Annotated in this window: 22 protein-coding genes; 8 read left to right on the forward strand and 14 right to left on the reverse strand. The window is 73.7% G+C overall.

Annotated features, from left to right (window positions below):
• Positions 1-51: 51 nt before the first annotated feature.
• Positions 52-948, reverse strand: a complete 897-nt coding sequence (locus ABZX61_RS34975; protein WP_355200358.1) for a diacylglycerol kinase family protein — start codon at positions 946-948, stop codon at positions 52-54.
• Positions 949-1,022: 74 nt separating this feature from the next.
• Here ABZX61_RS34975 and ABZX61_RS34980 point away from each other — a divergent pair, with 74 nt between their 5' ends.
• Entirely contained in the window at positions 1,023-1,748 is a 726-nt protein-coding gene (locus ABZX61_RS34980) for a phosphatase PAP2 family protein (protein ID WP_355200359.1), read from the forward strand.
• Positions 1,745-2,395: a phosphatase PAP2 family protein gene (locus ABZX61_RS34985; RefSeq protein WP_355200360.1), complete on the forward strand. Its 651-nt coding sequence runs from the start codon at positions 1,745-1,747 to the stop codon at positions 2,393-2,395. Before ABZX61_RS34980 ends, ABZX61_RS34985 begins: the two co-directional genes overlap by 4 nt.
• Here ABZX61_RS34985 and ABZX61_RS34990 read toward each other — a convergent pair.
• The 3 genes from ABZX61_RS34990 to ABZX61_RS35000 form a co-directional block, all read right to left on the reverse strand.
• Complete coding sequence (locus tag ABZX61_RS34990) at positions 2,372-3,928, reverse strand: phospholipase D-like domain-containing protein (protein ID WP_355200361.1); 1,557 nt, start codon at positions 3,926-3,928, stop codon at positions 2,372-2,374. The two genes, ABZX61_RS34985 and ABZX61_RS34990, sit on opposite strands and share 24 nt — an antisense overlap.
• On the reverse strand, positions 3,925-4,716 hold the full coding sequence (locus ABZX61_RS34995; protein ID WP_355200362.1) for a DUF1206 domain-containing protein: 792 nt from the start codon (positions 4,714-4,716) through the stop codon (positions 3,925-3,927). The genes ABZX61_RS34990 and ABZX61_RS34995 overlap by 4 nt, the downstream gene beginning before the upstream one ends.
• A gap of 95 nt (positions 4,717-4,811) precedes the next feature.
• Positions 4,812-5,348, reverse strand: a complete 537-nt coding sequence (locus ABZX61_RS35000; RefSeq protein WP_350727366.1) for a DUF3592 domain-containing protein — start codon at positions 5,346-5,348, stop codon at positions 4,812-4,814.
• A 94-nt stretch (positions 5,349-5,442) separates the two neighbouring features.
• Here ABZX61_RS35000 and ABZX61_RS35005 point away from each other — a divergent pair, with 94 nt between their 5' ends.
• Entirely contained in the window at positions 5,443-6,192 is a 750-nt protein-coding gene (locus ABZX61_RS35005) for a hypothetical protein (protein ID WP_355200363.1), read from the forward strand.
• On the opposite strand, the gene ABZX61_RS35010 is transcribed toward ABZX61_RS35005, so the two are convergent.
• A complete protein-coding gene (locus tag ABZX61_RS35010) occupies positions 6,173-7,396 on the reverse strand; it encodes a hypothetical protein (RefSeq protein ID WP_355200364.1) in 1,224 nt (407 codons plus the stop codon). The two genes, ABZX61_RS35005 and ABZX61_RS35010, sit on opposite strands and share 20 nt — an antisense overlap.
• Before the next feature lie 83 nt (positions 7,397-7,479).
• On the opposite strand from ABZX61_RS35010, the gene ABZX61_RS35015 reads away from it, so the two are divergent.
• From ABZX61_RS35015 to ABZX61_RS35025, 3 genes are all read left to right on the forward strand, one after another.
• The gene (locus ABZX61_RS35015) at positions 7,480-8,406 is read left to right on the forward strand and encodes a hypothetical protein (protein WP_355200365.1); all 927 of its coding nucleotides are present in this window, start codon (positions 7,480-7,482) and stop codon (positions 8,404-8,406) included.
• Positions 8,407-8,409: 3 nt separating this feature from the next.
• Positions 8,410-9,255 (forward strand): hypothetical protein, encoded by an 846-nt coding sequence (locus ABZX61_RS35020; protein ID WP_355200366.1) that lies wholly within the window; start codon positions 8,410-8,412, stop codon positions 9,253-9,255.
• Between the two features lie 101 nt (positions 9,256-9,356).
• Entirely contained in the window at positions 9,357-9,758 is a 402-nt protein-coding gene (locus ABZX61_RS35025; RefSeq protein WP_350727361.1) for a hypothetical protein, read from the forward strand.
• A gap of 142 nt (positions 9,759-9,900) precedes the next feature.
• Here ABZX61_RS35025 and ABZX61_RS35030 read toward each other — a convergent pair whose 3' ends face one another.
• The 4 genes from ABZX61_RS35030 to ABZX61_RS35045 all read right to left on the reverse strand — a co-directional run bounded on the left by ABZX61_RS35030 (position 9,901) and on the right by ABZX61_RS35045 (position 13,542).
• Positions 9,901-11,076 carry an MFS transporter gene (locus tag ABZX61_RS35030; RefSeq protein ID WP_355200367.1) on the reverse strand — a complete coding sequence of 392 codons (1,176 nt, stop codon included), beginning with the start codon at positions 11,074-11,076 and terminating at the stop codon, positions 9,901-9,903.
• On the reverse strand, positions 11,073-11,672 hold the full coding sequence (locus ABZX61_RS35035; protein WP_355200368.1) for an SRPBCC domain-containing protein: 600 nt from the start codon (positions 11,670-11,672) through the stop codon (positions 11,073-11,075). The genes ABZX61_RS35030 and ABZX61_RS35035 overlap by 4 nt, the downstream gene beginning before the upstream one ends.
• A 248-nt stretch (positions 11,673-11,920) precedes the next feature.
• On the reverse strand, positions 11,921-12,829 hold the full coding sequence (locus ABZX61_RS35040) for a lysophospholipid acyltransferase family protein (RefSeq protein ID WP_355200369.1): 909 nt from the start codon (positions 12,827-12,829) through the stop codon (positions 11,921-11,923).
• Positions 12,826-13,542, reverse strand: coding sequence for a GNAT family N-acyltransferase (locus ABZX61_RS35045; protein ID WP_355200370.1), 717 nt, complete (start codon positions 13,540-13,542; stop codon positions 12,826-12,828). Before ABZX61_RS35045 ends, ABZX61_RS35040 begins: the two co-directional genes overlap by 4 nt.
• Before the next feature lie 375 nt (positions 13,543-13,917).
• Here ABZX61_RS35045 and fusA point away from each other — a divergent pair, with 375 nt between their 5' ends.
• Positions 13,918-15,972 (forward strand): elongation factor G, encoded by a 2,055-nt coding sequence (fusA, locus tag ABZX61_RS35050; RefSeq protein WP_355200371.1) that lies wholly within the window; start codon positions 13,918-13,920, stop codon positions 15,970-15,972.
• 72 nt (positions 15,973-16,044) lie between these two features.
• Positions 16,045-17,451: an FGGY family carbohydrate kinase gene (locus ABZX61_RS35055; protein ID WP_355200372.1), complete on the forward strand. Its 1,407-nt coding sequence runs from the start codon at positions 16,045-16,047 to the stop codon at positions 17,449-17,451.
• Positions 17,452-17,488: 37 nt separating this feature from the next.
• On the opposite strand, the gene ABZX61_RS35060 is transcribed toward ABZX61_RS35055, so the two are convergent.
• Genes ABZX61_RS35060 through ABZX61_RS35080 form a run of 5 tightly spaced genes read right to left on the reverse strand, consistent with a single transcriptional unit; the run spans position 17,489 to position 21,740 of the window.
• Positions 17,489-18,466: a zinc-binding alcohol dehydrogenase family protein gene (locus ABZX61_RS35060; protein WP_355200373.1), complete on the reverse strand. Its 978-nt coding sequence runs from the start codon at positions 18,464-18,466 to the stop codon at positions 17,489-17,491.
• Positions 18,466-18,825, reverse strand: a complete 360-nt coding sequence (locus ABZX61_RS35065; protein ID WP_350727352.1) for a hypothetical protein — start codon at positions 18,823-18,825, stop codon at positions 18,466-18,468. Before ABZX61_RS35065 ends, ABZX61_RS35060 begins: the two co-directional genes overlap by 1 nt.
• A complete protein-coding gene (locus ABZX61_RS35070; protein ID WP_355200374.1) occupies positions 18,822-19,685 on the reverse strand; it encodes an extradiol ring-cleavage dioxygenase in 864 nt (287 codons plus the stop codon). The genes ABZX61_RS35065 and ABZX61_RS35070 overlap by 4 nt, the downstream gene beginning before the upstream one ends.
• Positions 19,678-20,565, reverse strand: coding sequence for a citryl-CoA lyase (locus ABZX61_RS35075; protein WP_355200375.1), 888 nt, complete (start codon positions 20,563-20,565; stop codon positions 19,678-19,680). Before ABZX61_RS35075 ends, ABZX61_RS35070 begins: the two co-directional genes overlap by 8 nt.
• Positions 20,562-21,740, reverse strand: coding sequence for a CoA transferase (locus tag ABZX61_RS35080; RefSeq protein WP_355200376.1), 1,179 nt, complete (start codon positions 21,738-21,740; stop codon positions 20,562-20,564). The genes ABZX61_RS35075 and ABZX61_RS35080 overlap by 4 nt, the downstream gene beginning before the upstream one ends.
• Positions 21,741-21,752: the final 12 nt, after the last annotated feature.

The following is a 21,752-nucleotide window of genomic DNA, read 5'->3' on the forward strand; positions in this document are numbered from 1 at the left end:
GCTCTCCCGTGAGAATACCCACATTAACAGTAGGGATTACGGGAAAGATCGTCAACCCGGCGACTGCTCGTCCAGAGGCAGGCAGACCGTGAGCGCACCCGCGGCGGCCTCGGCCTTGAGCCGGCGGGTGGGCTCGCGCTCCCCGCCGTCGAGCTCGTACATCAGCGGCACCCCGAACCGGGCCGACACCTTCCTGGCCCGCGTGATCCGGACGAGCGGCGAGTCGTCGGAGCGCCCCGCGGCCATCCTGCCGATCACCCGCGCCCATTCGAGCGGCCCCTGGGCGGTCGAGACGCCGACCTCCAGCCAGCCGTCGTCCGGCCGCGCGTCGTCGAACGCCTGGACGCCGCCGGCGATCGTGCTCACGTTGCCCAGCAGCAGGCAGCTCGCCCGGCCCTCGAACCAGGTCGTCCCGTCGATCTTGATCTTCATCGGCACGAGCGGCTCGCCGACGTGCCGGACGGCCGCCTTGACATAGCTCAGCTTGCCGAGCCGCTTCTTGGCCCGCCCGCCGGCGTCGGCGACCATCTCGGCCTCGAACCCGGCCCCCGCCATCACCGCGAAGTGCTCGCCGTTGAGCACCCCCAGGTCCAGCTTCTCCCGCCGGCCGTGGAAGCCGATCCGCACCGCCTCGTCGAGTTCGGCGGGGATGCCGACGTTGGCGGCGAACAGGTTCGCCGTCCCCGCGGGGAGCACGGCCATCGGCACGCCGGAGCCGGCCATCGCGTCGGCACAGCGCTGCACCATGCCGTCGCCGCCCCAGACGAACACCAGCTCGGCGCCCTGATCGAGGGCTTGCCGGACCTTCTTGGGCGCCTTCTTGCTCTTGGGCACCTCGTACCAGAGGAGCTCGGCGACGCCCTCCTCGGTGATGAGCACGCGTAGTCTGTCCAGACCCGCGCCGAGGGTCTTCTTGCGGTGCGCGACGACGGCCACGATGGGGGACATGCGTTCCGGACTACCCCGGGCGCCGGATTTCAGGCGGAGGAATCAATCCGGCGAGCCGGGGTAGCCGTGCGCGAATGACTATCCATGGCGACCGCGGACTGGGACTGCGACTGACGCTCGCCAGCCTGGCGGTGGCGCTCATCATGGTCCCGTTCACCCTGCTGCTCGTCGTGGCCAAGATGCCCGTCGACGGACTGGATGCGGGAGCCGCGCGATATCTGCACGCGTACGCGCTCACCCATCCCGAGGTGACGAGGTTCCTCATCGTGTGGACGGATCTGTTCGGGCCGTGGCCGTGGCGAATCGCGGTCATCGCGTACGCCGTCTGGCTGCTCTACAAGGGCGCGCCGAGGCTGGCCGTCTGGGCGGTCACCACCATCACCGTGGGCGGGCTGCTCGGCCTGGCACTCAAGATCGTCGTGGCCCGGGCCAGGCCGCACCTTCCGGACCCCGTCGCACTGGCGCCGGGCGACTCCTTCCCCTCGGGCCACGCGGTGAACGTGACGCTCGGCGCGGGAGTGATCGTCCTGCTCGTCCTGCCCATGCTGCCTCGGTGGGGGCGGGTGGTGGCGTGGGCCGTCGCCTGCTTCCTGGTGTTGTCCGTCGGCTACACGAGGATCGCGCTCGGCGTGCACTGGGTGAGCGATGTGGTCGCCGGGATCGTGCTGGGCGTGGCCGTGATCGCCGCGACGGCGGCGGCGTTCGAGACGTGGCGGCGCGAGCAGGGACGCAGACCCGCCTCGCCGCCGGTCGAGGGAGTGGAACCCGAGTTCGTGAAAGCGGGCGATGAGAAGAAGTGAAGCGCTACGCGTTATCGATCGTGCTGCCGATGATCCTGATGGCCGCGGTGACATACGGCGTGGGCAGGGCGATCCTCGCCTGGCCCACCGGTGAGGCGTCGGTGAGCCGGAGCCTGGCCGCCGGCCGCACCTCGCTGTGGAACACGCTCACCGACTTCGGCAGCAGCCTGTCGGACACCCCGTACATCGTGGCGCTCACCGTGATCGCCGCGATCGTCTTCAGACTGGTCTACCGGCGCTGGCTCGAATCGATCTTCATCGTCGCGGCCGTCTGGAGCCAGTCCCTCATCTTCCTGGCCACCACCGAGGCCGTCGGCCGGCACCGGCCGCCCGTGCAGCACATCGACCCGGCCCCGCCCACCTCCAGCTTCCCGTCGGGGCACGTCAGCGCCGCCGTCGCGTTCTACTGCGGGATGGCGCTCGTCCTGACCACGCATGTCCGCAGCAGAGCGCTCCAGGTGCTGATCTGGGCGCTCGGAATCGCCGCTCCGCTCGCCGTCGGCCTGTCGCGCCTGTACCGCGGCATGCACTTCCTCACCGACGTGGTCTGCGGCGCGCTGCTCGGCGTGGGCTGCGTCGTCATGGCCGCCCGGGCGATCCTGTACGCACAGAGGCGGCGGCGCTCAGAACTCGTTCGACCTGCGTAAACGCGAGGGCCGCCCGTCGGGGTCAACGACGATCCGGTACAGCGGCATGGCCAGCGTCCGGCGGACGCGGTCGAGCCCGGGCCGCGGGTGCGGGCGCAGCCGGCCCGGCGGGCGGGGCCCCCGGCAGCCGTCCCGGTGCCAGGCCTCGAGCCGCTCGGCGGACTCGGCGAACGCCTCGTACGCGCTTTCCGGGTCGAGCAGATCGTCCAGGTCGCCGGGGTCGCGGTCCAGGTGCTCGGCGGCGAGCGTGAGCCGCAGCTCCCTGGCGAACCTGCGGGCTCCCGAGGGCGGACGCGGGTCGGGCTGCGCGTCGAGGACGGCGCAGCTCAGCTCGGAGTCGAACGTCCACGAGCGCAGGTTCACGTTGTCGGAGCCGACGCTCGCCCACACGTCGTCGACCACGCAGACCTTGGCGTGCACGTACACCGGCGTGCCCCGGTGGTTCTCCAGATCGTAGATCGCGACCCGGCCGTCGCCCGCGCGCATCAGCCGGGCCAGCGCTTCCGACCTGCCGATCAGGCTGGCCGGGCCGGCCAACCAGCCGTCCTGGTCGGGATGGCGGGGCACCACGATGATCATGCGCAGGCCCGGCTCGCGCTCCAGCGCCTCGGCGAACGGCTCGATCACCTCCGTGGACCACAGGTACTGGTCCTCCAGGTAGACCAGCGAGCTCGCCCGCGTCAGAACCTTGCGGTACGCCCTGGCCACGCTGCGCTCCCCCTCCGGCGCGAACGGATAGGCGTGGCGCAGGTGGGGATAGGTCCTCAGGAGCTGCACGGCATGCGTCCCGGCCGCCGGCGGCGCGGGGCCGGGCTCCGGCAGCGGCGGCACGTCGGCCATCCGGGTCATGCGGTCACGCAGCCGCCTGAACGGCTGGCGGGTCTCCGGCGCCGGGTCCTCCCAGCGTTCGCAGAAGACCTTCTCCACCTCGGCCACCGCCGGGCCGCTGATCGCCACCTGGACGTCGTGCCACGGCGGGCGATCGCCGTACGCGCCCGGCATCGGCGCCGCCTGCGGGTCGCCCAGGTGCTCGGCGTCGTCGCGGCGGCTGTGGCACAGGTCGATGCCGCCGACGAACGCCACGTCCCGGCCCGGTCCCCGGTCATGGCGCAGGACGACGAACTTCTGGTGGTGCGAGCCCCCACGCCGCACCCGGGTGTCGAGCAGCGCCTGGCCGCCGGCCGCCTCGATGTCCTCGCCGAGGTGCCGGTTCTCGGCCGAGCTGAAGCGCAGGAAGTCCAGGTGCGAGCGCCAGATCAGCCCTCGGACCAGGGCTCCCCTCTCGGCCGCCCGCGCCATCGCGGCCGCCACCTCGGGGCCGTCCGGCGTGAGCCGCTCGTCGGGGTCGCCGCGCCAGTCGGAGAACAGCAGCAGGTCGTCCTTGTCGAGGCCCGCCAGCCGCGCGGCGAGCTCGGCGAAGTAGGTGGCGCCGTGGACGAGCGGGCGCACCAGGTTGCCCTCCGTCCAGGGTGCGAGCCTGGTCGCGTCGTTCCCGCGTTCGGGGCCGGTGAGGAACCAGTCGTCCAGCCTCATGTACGCCGCCAGCGGGCCTCTCCGAAGCAGTATCCGGCGAACAGCAGCAGCCCGAGGGCCACCACCGCCAGCAGCCAGGGCCCGGCCGGAGTGTCGGCGAACGCCCTGAGCGTGGCGTCGATGCCCCCGGCCTTGTCAGGGTCGAAGGTGACGGCCGCCTGGACCAGGAAGACGCCGGCCAGCCCGGCGATCAGCCCGCGCGCGAGGTAGCCGGCGAGCCCGAGCCGGTCCATCACCGAGCCGGCCCGCCTCGGCATCGGCCTGAGCTCCCTGCGGAACTCCTTCTTGACGCCGTACCGCAGCCAATAGACGCCGAGCGCGACGACGCCGAGCCCGATCACGCCCACGAGGATCTGTCCCGCGGGCAGGTCGAGCAGCTTTCCCGTGAGGTCCTGGGTCCGCTGGTCGTCGGAGGCGGTCTCGTGCGTCAGCAGCATGGTCAGCAGCGCGGTGCACACGAACGCGTAGACCACGACCCGGCCGGCCGACTCCGCCCGGTCCTTGAGCCCGTGGGCGCCGAAGATCGCCTCCGACGCCTGCCACAGGGTCAGGGCGGCGAACCCCACGACCATGACCCACAAGATCACGGCCCCGAACGGCAGCGACGCGACCGTGCTGATCGCCCCGCTCTTGTCGGCCTCCCGCCCGCCGTCCCCGAACGCGATCTGCACGGCCAGCACCCCGATCAGCCCGTACAGCACACCGCGGCAGACCAGCCCGACCCGCGCCAGCCTGTCCATGGCAGGGCTGTCCGCCGCCTGGCGCGCCTTGGCTCCAGCTTCGGTCATGACTTCTCCCAAGAGCTCGTCAAAACCGGCGAACTGCCCTGAATTGCGCGTCCTAGACCTTCACCCGCCGGGACCGGCGGATTTGAGCGTCGGGATCACTCGCCGAGGTCGAGATCGGGCGGGCAGTCGATGGGCTCGTAGGAGCCATCGGGCCGCTGCATCTCGCACTGGGTCTGCCGGTCGCCCTGCTGGTCGCTCTCCCCCGGGCCGGAGGAGGCGGCAAAGCCGGAGAAGCCCGCGAAGAAGGCCAGGCCGATGACGACGGCGACGCATCCGACGATGATCCCGCCGTAGCCTCCGCCGGGGTTGGCCGCGGGCACGGCCCTGGTCGGGTTCTGCGGGTCGTAGAGCACCTCGGTCTCGTTGCCGACGCCGAGGCCGGAGGTGGTCGCCGCTTCGGTGGTGATCTCCTGCCCCTCCAGGGTCGTGAAGGTCAGGACCGGCCGCTGCCTCGCCCTCAGGTGCTCCCCTTGCCCCGTGAACGTGGTCCGGACGTCGCTGACCACGCCCGGCACCCGCTGCGCCCGCCGGACGAACTGCCTGCTGTCGACGGTCCCCTTGATCGAGCCCAGAACGATCACTATGCCCACCGCCACGAACAGCAGCGGGAAGTACTGGAACAGATTTTCCACCGCGGATCTCCTTGGGTCGGCCTGCACTTTAGAACGTCCGGGCGAGCGACAGGTTCCCGGCGGGAGATCTCGGTGGCGGCGGCGCGGAGTACCGTTGATCGACGGGCCGAGTGGCCTGGCGGCGGGACTGACGGGGGCGGCTTTGACCGAGGGCGAGCTCGAACAGCGCTTACGCGGGCATCCGGCGGTGACCGAGTGTGTCGTGGTCGAGGGCGAGCAGCTGATTGCCTACATCGTGGCCGACGAGAAGGACCGGGAACGGGTCACCGAGTTCCTGACGGAGTTGGTGCCGCGGCGGCGGCTGCCCGAGGTGGTCGCGGTGGTACCCGCGTTGCCGCGCACGCCTGAGGGCGAGATCGACGTCGCGGCGCTGCCCCTGCCGGTGGCGGAGGGGCAGCGGCCCGCGGGCGGCAAGGGCGGCGGCGCGACGGCCGGGAGCGGGTCGATGGTGGTCGGGGGCACGCTCCTGTTCGGCTTCCTGGCTTTTTCGACCACCAACGTCTTCTGGCCCTATTCCACCGACCTGTCCGGTGTGCCGCTGCCGTGGGCGGCCCTGTTCTTCGGGCTCTACCTTTTCGAGTGCGCCTCGTTCGGGCTGGGCGTGATGGTCCTGCTGCGGGGCCGCTCGGCGCTGGCCCGACGGGGCCGCTCCGCACCGCTGACCACGGCGGCCTGGCTGGCGCTCGCCTGGCTGCTGCTGGCGTGGTGGCCGCAGGACAACTTCTACCGCCTGGCCGCCAAGACCGACTGGCCGCAACAGGCCGCCCTGGTCTACGGGTTCAACGTCACCCTGATGATCGCCGCGGCGGTGCTCGTCGCCTTCGTCACCGACCGACGGCGATGAACATGGCGCGGAGCGCCTCGTTGGCGGCCCGCACGGCCCGCTCCGCCGCGTCGAGCTCCCGGATCGTCCGGGCGGCGAGCGCGATCCCCAGGTAGGGAAAGGGGTCGAACGCGGCGGTCGGGATGGTGACCAGGAGGATCGCGCCGAGCTCCCGGCAGTGCGCGGCCAGCCGCGTGACGTGCTCGCGCAGCGCGGTCGACGGCAGCCGGGCGCCCAGCGGCAGGCAGTCCCGGGTGCGCACCAGGTGCCCGGCGCCGTGCAGACCGTCCAGCGCTGTCTGAATGGTGAACGCCGCGCAGGGTCCGGTGAGCCGCAGATTGATCTCGGTGGGCGCCAGCAGGCCCGCCCGGTCGGCCACGAAGTCCACGTCGTACCAGCCGCGGTAGCCGTGGCGGGCCAGTGCCGCGCCCACGTCGGCGCCGAACGCGGCCGCGGTCCGCGCCTGCTCGGCGGGCAGCGTGCCGGGTCCGACGGTGACGCCCTGGTAGCGGGTGCCGTCGATCGCCATCGCGCCCGTACCGACCGGGTGCACCTGCCCGTCGGCGTCGATGACGGCGTCGAACGTGGGGTTGGCGACGCCCGCGATGTACTCCTCCAGCAGCAGGCCGCGCACCCTGCGGGGCGGCGGGGACGTGGTCACGACCTGGGTGCCCGTCCCACCCACTCCGTACTCGGTTTTCAGCACGTACGGCATGGCCGCCCCTCGCAGCTCCCGGCGCGCGGCGATCCGGCGTTGTGCCGCGATCCGGATCCCGCGATGGCCCGGAGCCAGCTCGCGGAAGAGCTCGTGGGAGCCGCGTTTGGACTCGAAGCGGCGGACGCACTCCAGCACCCCGGCGGGAGCGGGCCGGATCCGGTCGAACGCGGGCGTGCGGCCCCAGGACAGCACCGCCATCCCGGGCGGGACGAGCTCGGGCAGGCCCGCCAGAGCCGCCGACACCTGCCCGTCCGCTGCGATCCCGCCGCGTACCCGCACCTCGCCCCAGCCCAGCGTCTCGGCCAGGTGCCGGACCCACCAGTCCGGCACGGGCAGCGGCAGCACGACGAGGGCGGGCCGCGGACTGGCGAAGGCCGCCAGGCACGAGTAGTGGTCACGCGCGGCCGGTATCCCGCCGAAGGCGGCGTTGAACTCGGCGGCGTTGCCGACATGAACGGCGGGCAGCCCACCCGTCCAGGCCTTCACCCACGACGGCTCGGCACTCATCCGGCCAGGAAATCCCATGGATCACCCGACGTGCAAGTGGCCCGCAAGCGCGCGGAAACGGCTTGTGGGGATAGTCACGGTTCGTGAGCGCGATCGTCCTTGACCCCGGCCTCCCTGAGGGGCACCGCCGGCTGATGGCCACCCGGCCGGAGCTCCTGCCGCCTGCTCCCGAGCGGCCCGCCTGGGGCGGGCGGACGCTCGGTGACGTCCTGGCCGTCCTGCCTCAGTCGGCGCTGTGGGGTTTCCTCCCCCTCGTCGTCGGCCTGGCCCACCGTGGCCGGATCGTGCTCCTCACCGGGCTGCTGCTGCAGGGGGCCATGCTCGGCGTCTGGATCCGGTACGGCTTCACGACCTTCTTCCTCGCCGGATTGGCCGTGCAGGCATTGGCCTTCCTCGCGCTCCTGGCGCTGGCGGGCGAGTCGCCGGTGGCGGGGTACGGCCGCCGCCACCGCGGCAGGTACGTGACCGCCGCGATGCTGGAGCCGCCGGACGCCGCGCTGCTGGAGCGGACGGTGGCCGCCACCGCGACGGTCCTGCGGTCCAGGCTCGATCGGGACGGCCTGCTCGACGGCATCGCCAACCGGATGATCCTGCCCCGCCAGGCGTGGGAGATCGCCGAGACGCTGACCGAGCTGACCCGGCTGCGGCGCGAGCAGGCGGGCGCGCGGTCGGGACGTGTCACCGAGCGCATCTCCGCCATGCTCGAATCCCAGGAGGAGGCGCTCGACGTGGCGACCCGCGCGCTGGCCCGGCGGATCTCCTCCCTGGAGGAGTACGCGCGGCGTACCGAGGAGGCCGAGGAGGTGTACGCGGAGTGGCGGACCCTGCGGGACCTGGCGGATGACGGCGACGCCTACCGCGAGCTGCTCTCCAGGACCGTACGCGACGACCTGGCGGCCGGCGAGGTCGGCGAGCTGGCCGAGCGCGCCGAGCTCCTCGAGGCGTCCCTGCGCGAGAGCGTCGAGCAGGCCCGGCTCGCCGGCCTCACCCTGATCCCCCGGGAGGGCTGACCCATGCCGCGCACCTCCGACCGCATGAAGCGGCTCCTGGCGCCGTTCCCGAGGTGGGTCCCGCTCCTCGGCACCGCGGTCCTCCTCGCCGAGCTCGTCATCGGCCTCCCCATGGCGGTCGGCGGCGGATCCGCCCGGGAGCCCCGTTCGATGCCGAGCCCTCCCCCGAGCGTGACGGCCGTTCCGCCGAGTCCCGCGTCCGCCGAGCCGGCGCCCACCCCCACCCTCGCGACGGCCACCCCGTCGCCGAGCGGGCTCGCGGTCACGCGGATCCCCGAGGGGAGCGTCGTCAAGCTCCCCCGCCGGCCGGGCCAGGGCTCGCCCGTCATCGACAGGGTGACCGACCCCAAGACCGGCCTGTCGTTCGCCGAGCTGGGCTCCCCGTGGCGGCCGAGCCGCCCGATCGGCGACGGCCCCATCCAGGACGGCCGCTACAACCTCCGCCAGACGCTGCTGACCGAGACCTACGGAACGGACGGCGATCGCGAGTGGTGGGCCGACATCGACTCCCAGCACCTGTGGTCCGACCTCGACGCCGGCGACAGCCTCTACGACGCCGCCCGGGCGATGCTGGACTACAAGCAGGGCAGCGCCTTCCCCTCCGGGACGACGGGCCGTGACATCGCCTCGCAGCCGGTACGGCGTGGCTGGCTGCTCGCCCGGATGATCCGGATGCCGCCGAGCCCGGACGGCCGCAAGGCCAGGCAGGAGCTGTCGGTCGTCATCGCGGTCGACACGGGACGCCCCCGGCCCGCGATCCTGTGGATCACCATTCCCGACACGCACCGGCGCCTGTGGCCGGACGTCGACACGCTGGTGAAGTCCCTCAAGATCGTTCCCCGGCGCTGAGCCGCCGGCCCGGCCGAAAGTCCGTTGAATGCCCTGCTGCCGCCCTGGTCGGCCCTGTTCCCCGTGCCGAGAATCAGTGCGGGAAACCTGAGGAGGCGGACATGGCACACACCGGATCGCGATCGAAGAAGCCGACCATCGTCCTGAGCACGGCGGCAATGCTGAGCACGGCCATCGCGCTGCTCGCGGGCGGGACGGCGCGCGCCGATCAGGCGTCATCGCACGTGGCGCTCGCGGTCACCTGCGGAGACGGCTCGCTGTCGGCCGACTGGTACTTCGACTCCTCGCACTACAACCCCAACGCGTGCGCCAAGTGCCAGGAGGCGGGCGCCAGGCTCGAGGCGACAGGTATCTGGCGCGCCTACTGCAAACGGCGGTACAACCCGGCCGGCACGCTCACCCGGGTGGACCTCTATCGCTACTGCGTGGGTTGCCGGAGCACCGAGGCGGCCCTCACCACGGAGCCGTCGCTCCAGCGGGTCAGCCGTCCGGTCCCCGCCTGACGAGGACGAGCACCAGGACCAGCACGGCCACGCCGGCCAGGCCCACGACGTTGCAGGTGAAGGTCACCGCGGGCGGCGGCGTCGCGGACACCGTCGACGACGCTGCCCACCGACGCCGTACGCCTCACGGTGAGTTGCATCATCATGGTTCCACACGGGTCGAGGGGGCCCTGCGGGCCCGGGGGACGAAGACGCCGGCGAGCGCCATCAGGGCCGCGGTGACCAGCAGCGCAGGCGGGTAGCCGGTCAGGGGTGCCAGGAGGCCGACCGCGAACGCGCCGGCGGCCATGCCGCTGTCGTAGGCGGCGTTCCACAGGGCGCTGACGGTGCTGAACATCTCCGGACGGACGCGCCCGTACATGACGGTCATCGTGGCGTTCTGCAGGACGCCGAACCCGGCGCCGAAGACGGCGGCGCCGCCGACGACGCTCAGGCTCCAGTGCGTCAGCGACACGGCGGCCATCCCGGCCGAGGACAGGACGAGCCCGGCGAGCAGCAGCCCCTCGTGCCCGCGGCGGTCGCCGACGCGGCCGGCGACCCACTTGGCCAGCGTCGCGGTGGCCGACTGGGCCAGCAGCGCGGCCGGCGCGACCCAGACGGGTCCGCCGCGCACCGCGAGCGGCACGAAGGTGCACAGGATCCCGGTCCCGGCGGCCGACGCGGCGAACACCGCCGCCGGCCACATCAGGTACGGCGCGCGCAACCCGGCCATCACCCCCGCGGCCCGCCCCACGACGGCCGGACGACCCGGCAGGAACGGGACGGTGAGGACGGACAGGACGGGGACCGCGGCGGTGGCGACGAAGACGGCGTCGTAGCCCGCGACCTGCGCGAGCCACGTGCCTGCGGGCAGCGCCAGCAGCGCGCTGACGCCGCTGACCAGGCCCACCAGCGCGAGCCCCTCGCCGCGCCGCTCGGCTGGCACGAGCTCGGCGGTGAGCGCGCCGCCCGCCACGACCGTGACCGCGAAGCCGACGCCGCGCAGCGCGCTGACGGCGATGATGGCCGCGGCGTCCGAGGACGTCAGCAACACGAGAGTGGGCCCGCCCAGGGCGACGAGGCCCAGGCCGAGCGTCCACCGGTAGCCGAGCCTGGCCACCAGGGCCGGTGCGGCCAGTTCGACGGCCACGGTGGTCACCAGCAGCGCGGCGTTCGCGGCGCCGGCGACGGTGGCGCCCGCCGACCGCTCGGCGTACTCGGGGACGACGGCGAACGGCAGGAAGAACCCGATCGACGAGGCCACCACGGTGGCCATCCGCACCAGCAGCGCCCCGCTGACGATCGGCGGTCGCGCCGGCGCGCGGGTGGCGGCGATCACGGCCGCGGCTCCCCGCCGGGGAGGGGCCCGGCGGCGTCCCGCCGGGCGGCCGATGGCGCCGGCCCGCCCAGCAGGGTGGCGGCGTCCCGCCCGGTAGCGGATGGCGCCGGCCCGCCCAGCAGCCTGGCGGCGTCCCGCCCGGTGGCCGATGGTGCCTGCCCGCCCAGCTCCGCCTCCAGCGACTTCAGCGCCTCGCGCATGTGCTGCTCGAACTGGGAGGTGTCGTCCTCGGTGAGGAAGGCGGCCTGCTCGGTGTGGACGAGCCTGGTGCCCGGCCCGTGCCGGGCGAACTCGATCGTGGCCAGCGAGACCAGGACGCGTACCTGGTCGAGCAGCACGTCGTAGCTGTAGACGATGCGTTTGCTCGGCACGATGTCGAGGTAGCGGGCCTGGACCGTGCGCGCGGGACCGCCGGCCCGGGTGCCGTGGCAGCGCTCCACTCCGTCGACGCGGAAGTCCAGGTCGAGGCGCGGATTCCAGCCGGGGGGACCACCGGCCCAGCGGGCCTTGACGGCCGGGTCGGCCCAGGCGGAGAAGACCTCGACCGGCGGGACGGCGTACACGTGCTCGGCCACGAAGATGGCGTGCCTGATCATGGGAGCCTCTCGTCGTCGGTTCGCTGCCTGCGACTCTGGCCTGCCACGACCGGCCGCGACATCCGTGGGGACCCCCTGATCGCCACGGAGGAGGTACGGATCCGCCGCGGAAAGAGCACGGAGCCACCGGTCCCCCGACGAGGAGGGCTACTCGTCGATGATCTCCAGCTCGGTCAGCGCCGTCGCCGGCGTGCCCCTGCCTGGCCTCTGAGCCTCGTCTCCCGAGCTCGGCCCGTACGAGGTCCCGCTCAGCGCCGATGCCTGGTGGGAGCGGCGTGGACAAGATCGTCAACGCCGGTGCGGACACGGGCCTCGGCCATCCTGGCCAGCGCCGCGCGGGGCTCGGACCGCCTGCCTTCCAGCCGCACGGGCGGTACGGGGGCGGACAGCGTCACCTCGACGACCAGGTCACGGGTCCCGGCCACCCGGACCATGGAGGCGAGCAGCGAGTCGTCACCGACGTAGCAGGCGCGGGTCGAGGTCACCGTCCCTTCGCGGTAGCGCAGCGTGGCCGGGCGGACCGCGGCGCCCGTGTCGACGGCCGCCTGGAACACCGCGGGCCGGAACCGGCCCATCCCCCGCCCGCACCACGTGGTGCCCTCAGGGAAGGCGACGACGGTGTCGCCTTCCCTGAGCGCGTCCGCGACGGCCGCGACGGCCGCGGGCAGCGCGGAGAGCCGTTCCCGGTCGATGAACAGCGCCCCCGAGCCCCTCGCCAGCGTGCGGATGACCGGCCACTCGCCGATCTCGCGCTTGGCCAGCGGCCTGGACGGCAGCGTGGCCGCGACGACCAGCGGGTCGAGCCAGGACACGTGGTTGGCCACGACCAGGGCTCCCCCGTCCGAGACGGCCGGGGCGCCGGTGACCTCGAGCCGGATCCCGAGCGCGCGCAGGAGCAGCCGCGCCCAGGCCATGGTCAGCTTCGCCCGCCACGCCGTCCGTACCCGCCCCACGAGGGACACCGGCACCCCGGCGAGCACCACGAGGAGCGCGGCGCACAGGCGGGCGACCAGGAGGAAGGGCCTGGTCGCGCGGGCGGCGGGCGCGAGGCAGGCCTGCGCGGTGCAGGGGGCGAACGGGTGCCAGGGGCCGGGGGCGGCCGCCGGAGCCGGTGCCGAGGCGGGGGCCGGGGCCAGGATGTCGACGGCCGTGTTCACAGCGGCTCTCCCAGGAAGTGGCGCAGGTAGCGGGTGTTCACGTTGGCCATCGAGAGCAGGACGAAGAAGTCGGCGGTGCCGAAGTCCCGGTCGTGCGCGGGGGCCCCGCACACCCACGACCCCAGCCGCAGGTAGCCGCGCAGGAGGGCGGGCGGCACGAACCGGTCGGAGCGCACCGCGCCCCGGGGACGCCACGGCACGCGCGGCGTGACCCGGTACTCCTCCGGGCCCAGCGGCACCCGCTCCACCACGGCGGCGGCCACCTCGCCCCCGTCGTCGAGCGGCACCGAGCAGCAGCCCGCCAGCCACTGGTGACCGCCGGAGACCATGTAGCGCGCGATGCCCGCCCACATCAGCGCGACGACCGCGCCGCCCCGGTGGTCGGGGTGCACACACGTGCGGCCCGCCTCGACCAGCCCCTTCCTGATGGGCGCGAGGTTGGCCAGGTCGAACTCGCCGTCGGAGTAGAGCCGCTCCGTGCGCCCCGGGGGAAGCAGCCGGTAGGTGCCGACGACCTCGCGGCCGTCGCGCACGAGGAGGTGGTCGCAGTACGCGTCGAACCTGTCCACGTCGAGGCCGGAGACCGGGCTGTCGAGCCGCGCCCCCATCTCCTCGGCGAAGACCTCGTGCCGCAGCCGCTGCGCGGCCTGGACGTCGGCGGGGCCGGTGGCCATGCCGATCGTGTAGCGACCGGTGTCAAGAGAGATCGTCATGGGCGCGGGTCCTTCCCTGAAAGCGTCTCACGCCTATGTCGACATGCGGAAATGACGGCTGAGCCGCACATCGGGGTCAGCGAGGCGACCGCGTGGTGAACCTCGCACGCACGCGATAAATCGCTTTCTCCACCCGCCGCCGGTTCACTACACTCGCCACTGATCATCGACGAGGGAGAGGAGTACGGCCGTGCGCAACAGCACCGCTGCCGTCATTCCCCCGTCGCGCTACGAGGTGATCCTGGTGTCTCCGTCGTCCCGGTGCCGGCTGCGCGGCCGCCACTGGACGACGCCCTGACGACACCCGCCTCCTGGCCTTTCGTCAGGGGAATCGCGCTGTCCCGCTGAAGAATCCTCCCGAAAGGGTCTTGGGCCGTGCGTCCCCGAATACCTGACAATTCCCTTGCCATCGTCCGCAACCTCGGCATCCTCGCCCACGTCGATGCCGGCAAGACCACCGTCACCGAGCGCATGCTGTTCCTGGGCGGCGCCACGTACAAGCGCGGTGAGGTGCACGACGGCACGACCGTCACCGACTTCGACCCCCTGGAGCGCGACCGCGGCATCACGATCTTCGCCGCCGCGGTGAGCTTCGCCTGGGACGGGCACCGCGTCAACCTGATCGACACCCCCGGCCACGTCGACTTCTCCGACGAGGTGGAGCGCTCGCTGCGGGTGCTGGACGGGGCGATCGCGGTGTTCGACGCCGTCGCGGGAGTCGAGCCGCAGAGCGAGTCTGTGTGGCGGCTGGCCGACCGGTACGGCGTGCCGCGCATCGCGTTCGTCAACAAGCTCGACCGGGCCGGCGCCGACCTGGACACGGCCGTCGAGTCGATCCGCCGCCGGCTGCACAAGGCCCCGCTGGTGGTCCAGCTGCCGATCGGGCAGGAGGGCCGGTTCACCGGGGTCGTCGACCTGGTGCGGATGCGTTCGCTGGTGTGGGCGGGCGGGGGCTGCTCCGCCGGGCCGGTGCCGGAGGACCTGCTGGCGGAGGCGCGGCGGCGACGCCGGCTGCTCGAGGAGTCGGTGGCCGAGCTGCACGCCGGCGCGCTGGAGGAGTTCTGCGTGCGGCCGTCGATCTCCGACGAGACGCTGGCCGGCGCGCTGCGCGACCTCACGCGCAGCGGCGCGGGCCTGGTGGTGCTCTGCGGGTCGGCCTACCGCGACCGCGGGATCGAGCCGCTGCTCGACGCCGTGGTGGCGTACCTGCCGTCGCCGCTGGACGTGCCGCCGGTGCGCGGCGAGGACGGCGCGGAACGGGCCGCCGACCCGGAGGCGCCGCTGGCGGCGCTGGCGTTCAAGGTGAACGCCACCGCCACCGGGCGGCTGACCTACGTGCGGATCTACTCGGGAACGATGCGGAAAGGGGACACGGTACTGGTCACTGGGCTGGACACCGGCGCGGGGCGCACCGAGCGTGTCAGCCGCATCCTGCGCGTGCAGGCCGACCGGCACACCGAGGTGGACGTGGCGACGGCCGGGGACATCGTCGCGGTCGTCGGCCTCAAGTCGGCCCGCCTCGGGACCACGCTGTGCGCGCCCGGCGCGCCGCTGGTGCTCGAGCCGCCGAGCACGGCCGAGCCGGTGGTGTCCGTGGCGGTCGAGGCCCGCAGGAGCACCGACGCCGAGCGGCTGGCCTCCGGGCTGGCGCGGATGGCCGAGGAGGATCCGTCGCTGGCGGTCCGTACGGACGCCGAGACCGGGCAGACGCTGCTGTCCGGGATGGGCGAGCTGCACCTGGAGGTCGCGGTGGACAAGCTCCGGCGCGAGCACGTCCTGGACGTCGCCGTGGGCCGGCCGCAGGTGGCCCACCGGGAGAGGGTCGTGGGCGGCGTGTCCGGGCTGCTGTACCGGCACGTCAAGCAGGACGGCGGCGCCGGGCAGTTCGCCCACGTCGTGCTGGACGTGGAGCCGCTGGACGGCGCCTTGGACGGTGCCGTGGACGGAGGCGGTTTCGCGTTCGCCTCGACCGTCGTCGGCGGCCGGGTGCCGCGCGAGTACGTGCGCGCGGTGGAGGCCGGTTGCCGGGACGCCCTGGCCGACGGCCCGCTCGGCGGCCACCCGGTGACCGGCCTGCGGGTCACGCTGACCGACGGGGCCACCCACCCGAAGGACTCCTCGGACCTGGCGTTCCGCACGGCCGGGCGGCTCGCGCTGCGCGAGGCGCTGCGGGCGAGCGCCATGGAGCTGCTGGAGCCGGTGGTGGAGGTCACGGTCACCGTGCCCGACGACGCGGCCGGCGCCGTGCTCGGCGACCTGGCCGCCAGGCGCGGCCGGATCTCGGGCTCGTCGGCACGGGCCGGGACCGTGGTGATCAGCGCCGTGGTGCCGCTGGCCGAGGTGTTCGGGTACGCGACCCGGCTGCGCAGCCGTACGCAGGGCCGTGGCACGTTCACCACCCGGCCCGCCGGTTACGCCCCCGCCAGGTAAGAGGTGGCCCCGCCCGTACGCGGGCGGGGCCACGCGCCGGGGAGGGCGATCGGATCGGCCATAGTGTGACCCATGAGGTTGCTGGCCGGGGTCGACGTGGGGACCACGCATGTCAAGGTGGGCTTCTTCGACGAGCGGGGCGGCTGCGTCGCGGCCGTGCGGCAGCCGACCCCGCGCGAGCTGCCCGCCCTCGTCGCCGCGGTGACGGGGGCGCTCGGCGAGTGCGCCGCGCGGGCCGGGCGGGGGCCGGCGGCGATCGGGGTCGCGGGCATGGCCGAGACCGGCGTGCCCCTCGACCGCGCGGGGCGGCCGCTCACCCCGCTGCTGTGGTGGAACGACCCCCGGGCCGCGCACGAGGCCGCCGAGCTGGCCCGTGACGCCGTGCGGTTGTACGCGCTGACCGGCCGCCGCGCCGACCCCAAATCGCCGCTGGCCAAGTGGCTGTGGCTGCGGGCCCACTCGCCCGAGGTGCTGGAGTCGATGCGGTGGTGGGCGCACGTGCCGGACGCCGTGGCGTACGCGCTCACGGGGCGCCTGCGGACGCACGGGACGCTGGCCGCCCGCACCCTGGCCTACGACCTGGAGGCCGGAGACTACGACCCGGAGCTGCTCGCGCGGGCCGGGCTGCGCGGCGGGCAACTGCCGGCTCCGGCCGGGTCCGTGGAGCCGGTCGGGCCGCTGACCGCGGAGGTCAGCGGGGTGACGGCCGGGGTCCCCGTGGTGATCGCGGGCCACGACCACGCGGTGGGGTCATGGGCGGCGGGGGTGCGGCGGCCCGGCGACGTGGCCGACTCCCTCGGCACGGCGGAGGCGGTGATGGTGCTGTCGGACTCCCGCCCGGACGCGCGTACGGGACTGGCCCTCGGCATCACGACCGACCCGTCGCTGGACGGGACCCGCAAGGTGGTGGTCGGCGGCCTGCCCACCAGCGGCGCCATGCTCGACTGGCTGCTCTCCCTCACGGGGTACGGCGAGGCCGGGTACGCGGCGCTGCCCGGGCTGCTGGGCGGAGTGCGGTTGCCGACGGGGATCGTGGTGGAGCCGTACCTGCGGGGCCGGGTCGCGCCCGCGCCCGACCCGGCCCGGCGCGTGACGGTGTCGGGGCTCGGGACCGAGCACACCCCGGGCGACCTGCTGGCGGCGGCCGTCGAGGGCACCTGCCTGCACGCCCGCTGGATGCTCGACGAGCTCGCCGCCGTCACCGGCACCGCTCCCGAGCGCCTCGTGGTCCTCGGCGGGCAGGTCAGGATCCCGCTGTGGATGCGGGTCAAGGCCGCGGTCTCGCCTGTCCCGGTCGAGGTGGTGCGATCCGATGACGCGGTCTGCGCGGGCGCGGCGCTCGTCGCCGGGCAGGCGGGCGGGTCGCTCGACGACGTACCCGTGCTCCCCCGTGATCGCCTGCCGCCCGAACCCGAGCTCGCCGCCGCCTACGTCCCCCTCTACGAGCGCTTCCTGGCCTCGGCCCGCACACCCCGATGACGGACCCCGCCTCACACCCCGATGACGGACCGGCGCCTCAGGTGACGCGCAGGACGATCCGGCCGCCGGCCGCGCCCGCCGCCTGGCGCCGCCAGGCCGCTCCCGCCTCCTCCAGCGGCACCACCTCGTGGGCCACCGACAGCCGCCCCCGCGCCGCGTGTTCCGCGATCAGCGTGATGGCCTGGGCGCGTTGCTCCCGGGTCAGCTCGTTGTTGGTGTAGCCGAGCACCCGCAACGACCGGCCGCGCAGGGTGGAGGAGTCGAGCGGGCACGTCTCGGAGGCCGAGCCGCCGAGGTTGACGAGCCGGCCGCCCGGCCGGAGGGTGCGGGCCGCCGCGGCGGCCGGGGCGCCGAAGAGCGGGTCGAGCACCAGGTCCACCGGCCCGTCGCAGGCGGCCGAGAGGTGGGCGGCGAGGCCGGCCATGTCCTGCGTGCCGAGCTCCACCACCGCGTCCGCGCCCGCCCGCTTCGCCCGTTCCCGGCCTTCGGGAGAGCGGGCGGCCGCGACGACCCGGCGCGCTCCGGCGAGGCGGGCGAGCTGGACGGCCGCCTGGCCCACCACGCCCCCGGCGCCCAGCACCATCACCTGCTCCCCCGCCGTGAGCTCGCCGCGCCAGGTCAGGGCCATGTGGGCGGCCACGGCCGACAGTCCGAGCGCGGCGACGGCGTACGGGTCGGCGCCGGCGGGCAGCTCCACCAGGTCCTCCGAACGCACCACCGCCAGCCCGGCCATGCTCCCGTCGCCGGGCGCCATCCCCGCCGGGGTCGGGAACCACACGGCCGTCTCCCCGACGGCCCCGACACCCTGGACGCCGGGCACGTAGGGGACGGCGGGCGTGCCGAAGTAGGAGGCGCCGCCCGCGCACAGCAGGTCCAGCGGCGTGACCGGGGCGGCACGTACACGCACCAGGCTCTCCCCCGGCCCAGCCACCGGCACGGGGACGTCGCCGACCACGGGAGGCCGGCCGCACGTCTCGACCCGGGCCGCGCGCATCCGGCCGTGCTCGCCGGTCATCAGGTCGCGATGTCCGGGTACGGAAGCCGAAAATCCGCCAGCCGCCGCGCGTACTCCGTCTGGAAGCCCAGCGGCGGGTGGTCGCGCTCGAACATCGCGATGAACAGGGTCAGCGTGAGGAACGGGTGCGCCCCCAGCTCGAACAGCTTCGGGTAGTCGTGCGCGGCCAGCGCCTCGCGCTCGGCGTCGTCGAGGCGCAACCAGGTGGAGGACTCGCCGGTGTGGCAGCCGAGGATGCGGTTGGCGTACTCGGACTCCCACCACTCGACGGTGGCGCGCGGCTCCTCGCGGTAACGCTCGACCAGCTCGGGGTCGCGGTCGACGGTGAAGAGGAACTTGTTCAGCAGATATTTGCTCACGAAGACCCTCCGCTCGGATACCAGGTGAAGTACGCCTCCATGGTGTGGAACAGGTCGTACGTGTCCACGTAGTCGGCCTTGCGGCCCTCCCCCGCCACCCCCATCATCAGCATGAAGTCCATGAACCCGTGCGTGGCGTTCCCCGGCTGGTGGAGGCTGTCCAGGGTGACCTCCGACAGGCAGCCCTCGATGTCCCCGGTGGAGATCCACTCGACGGCCTTGCGGTCGAACTCCGGGTCGGGCCCGTGCGGCCCGAACTGGCGCGGCCCGCCCAGCTCCAGCGACAGGTGCCCGGTGCCGATGACCGCCACCCGCCGGTCCGCCGGCCAGGACTCCACGAGCTGCCTGATCGTCCGTCCGAGCTGCACGAACCGCTGGGGACGCGGCAGCGGCGGGGCGAAGATGTTGGTGTAGACGGGCACGATCGGCAGGTCGGCCTCGGGACGCAGGGTGATGATCGGGCACGTGATCGAGTGGTCGATGCGCAGCTCGTTGCTGAAGGCGAGGTCGAAGCCGGCGTCCAGGCCCTCGCGCAGGATGTACGCCGACAGGTCCTCCTGGCCCTTCAGCACCATCCGCGGCAACCCGAACTCGCGTTCCTCGTTGTAGAAGTTCGCGTCGTAGAAGGGCGCCTTGCCGACCAGGAACTGCGGCATGTTGTCCAGCCACAGCTGGTGGAAGTGGTCGGAGCCGACCATCACCAGCACGTCGGGCCGCGCCTTCGTGAGGGTCTCCCTGAACGCCTCCACCTTGCGCACCCACTCGTCGGCGAACGGCGGGCGGTCCTCGCCGGTGGAGGTGCTGGCGCGGTGGTAGAAGGGGTGGTGGGTGGATGCGATGACCGCGACGAGTTCAGCCATGCGTACCTCCGTTGGCGGCATACGGCTCGGGCGGGACGGGACGGTTGTTGAGGTCCACCGAGAGGAAGATGTCGTTGGCCACGGGACGGCGCAGCTCCTCGGCGAGCTGCCCGATCAGCCCGGCCGTCCTGGCCAGCAGCGCGAAGCCGCGCAGCAGCTCCAGCGGCAGCCCCAGGTCGGCCAGCGCCGCGCCGCACGCGCCCGCCCCGTTGAGCGGCAGCGTCCGGCCCAGGACCTGGGGGTGCACGCGGCCGACGGCGGCGAAGAGCGACAGGTGCGGCCCGAACAGGCCCTCCTCGGCCGCGATCTCGAACAGCCGGGCGGTGCGCGGGTCGCCGTCCTTGTGCACGTGGTGGCCGAGGCCGGGGACGCGCCCGCCCGCCTCGCGCCGGGCCCGTACGGTCTCCAGCGCCAGGGCGTCCCAGCCGGCGTCGTCGGCCGGGAGGGGGTCCTGGTCCCGCAGCATGTCGTTGAGGAAGCGGCCACAGTCCTCGGTGACGCCGAGGAAGCGGGAGCCGCCGCCGAGCAGCCCGGCCGCCAGCGCACCCTGGACGGAGTCGGGCGCCGACAGGTACGTCAGCCGCGTCACGATCGCGGTGGGCGTGAACCCGTGGTCGGCCAGCGCGGCCAGCACGGCCTCGAACACGCGCACCTCGCCGCGGGCCGGGCGGCGCTGCGTGGCCAGCCAGAACGCCAGCTCTCCGAAGCCCACCTCGCCCATGACGTCGGCGGCCAGGTCATGGCCGAGCAGGGTGATCGTCTTCAGCGAGGACGCCCCGAGCGCGGTCGGATACTCCTTCGGCTCCCCGCCACGACCACCGACCCCGGCGACCGCCTCCTCCGCGTTCCCGCCGGTGCCGACCCCGTCGCCGCCGCTCACGACCGCGCCTCTTCGGAGGATCCCGAGGTCGGCTCGGTGAGGGTGAGCCACTTGCGCAGCTCCGTGCCGTGCTCGTCGAGCTCCGGCGGCGGCAGCCGGTAGCCCGCGGGCGTCTCCGAGAACCGGATCGGATGCCGCGTCGTCGGCACGGCCCGCTCCCCCTCCCCCACCACGACCACCGGTTCGAGCCCGAACCGCTCGGCCACCGCGAACCCGCCGTCGATCGTGTTGATCGGCCCGCTCGGCACCCCCGCCTCCACCAGCAGGTCGAACCACTCCTCCGCCCGCCGGGTCACGAGCCGCTCCACGAGGATCGGCCTCAGCTCCTCCCGCCGCGCGGTCCGGTCGGCGTTGCGGGCGAAGCGCGGGTCGTCGGCCACCTCGGGGATGCCCAGCACCTCGCACAGCTTGCGGAACTGCCCGTCGTTGGCGGCCGCGACGATCAGCTCGTGGTCCGCCGTCGGCAACGGCTCGTACGGGAACACGCTCGGATGCGCGTTGCCCATCCGGTACGGCACCACGCCCCCGGCCACGTACGCCGAGCTCTGGTTGACCAGCCCCGTCAGCGCCGACGACAGCAGGTTGACCTCGACGTGCTGCCCCTGCCCGGTGGCCTCCCGGTGCCGCAGCGCGGCGAGGATGCCGATGACGGCGTGGTTGCCCGCCATCACGTCGAACACCGAGATCCCGGCCCGGTACGGCGGCCCGCCGGGATCGCCGGTCAGGCTCATCAGCCCCGACATGGCCTGCACCATCAGGTCGTACCCCGGCACCCGCGCGCCCGCCCCGGCGCCGAACCCGCTGATGGAGGCGTACACGACGCCGGGGTTCAGGGCCCGCACGGCCGGGAAGTCCAGCCCGTACTTGGTGAGCCCGCCCGGCCGGAAGTTCTCCACCAGCACGTCCGCGCGCCGGGCCAGCTCCCTGGCCGCCTCCGCGTCGGCCGGGTCGCGCAGGTCGAGGGCGATCGACCGCTTCCCCCGGTTGACCCCGAGGTAGTACGTGGACACCTCGCCCCGCGCGGGCGGCGTCCACGACCGGGTGTCGTCCCCGCCGGGAGACTCGACCTTGACGACGTCGGCCCCCAGGTCGGCCAGGAGCATCGTGGCGTACGGCCCCGCCAGGACCCTGGAGAAGTCGGCCACCAGCAGGCCGGACAGCGGCCCCTCAGGCACGATGGAACTCCC

The organism is Nonomuraea sp. NPDC003709 (assembly GCF_040610775.1).
In the GTDB taxonomy this organism is placed as follows: Bacteria; Actinomycetota; Actinomycetes; order Streptosporangiales; family Streptosporangiaceae; genus Nonomuraea; species Nonomuraea angiospora_A.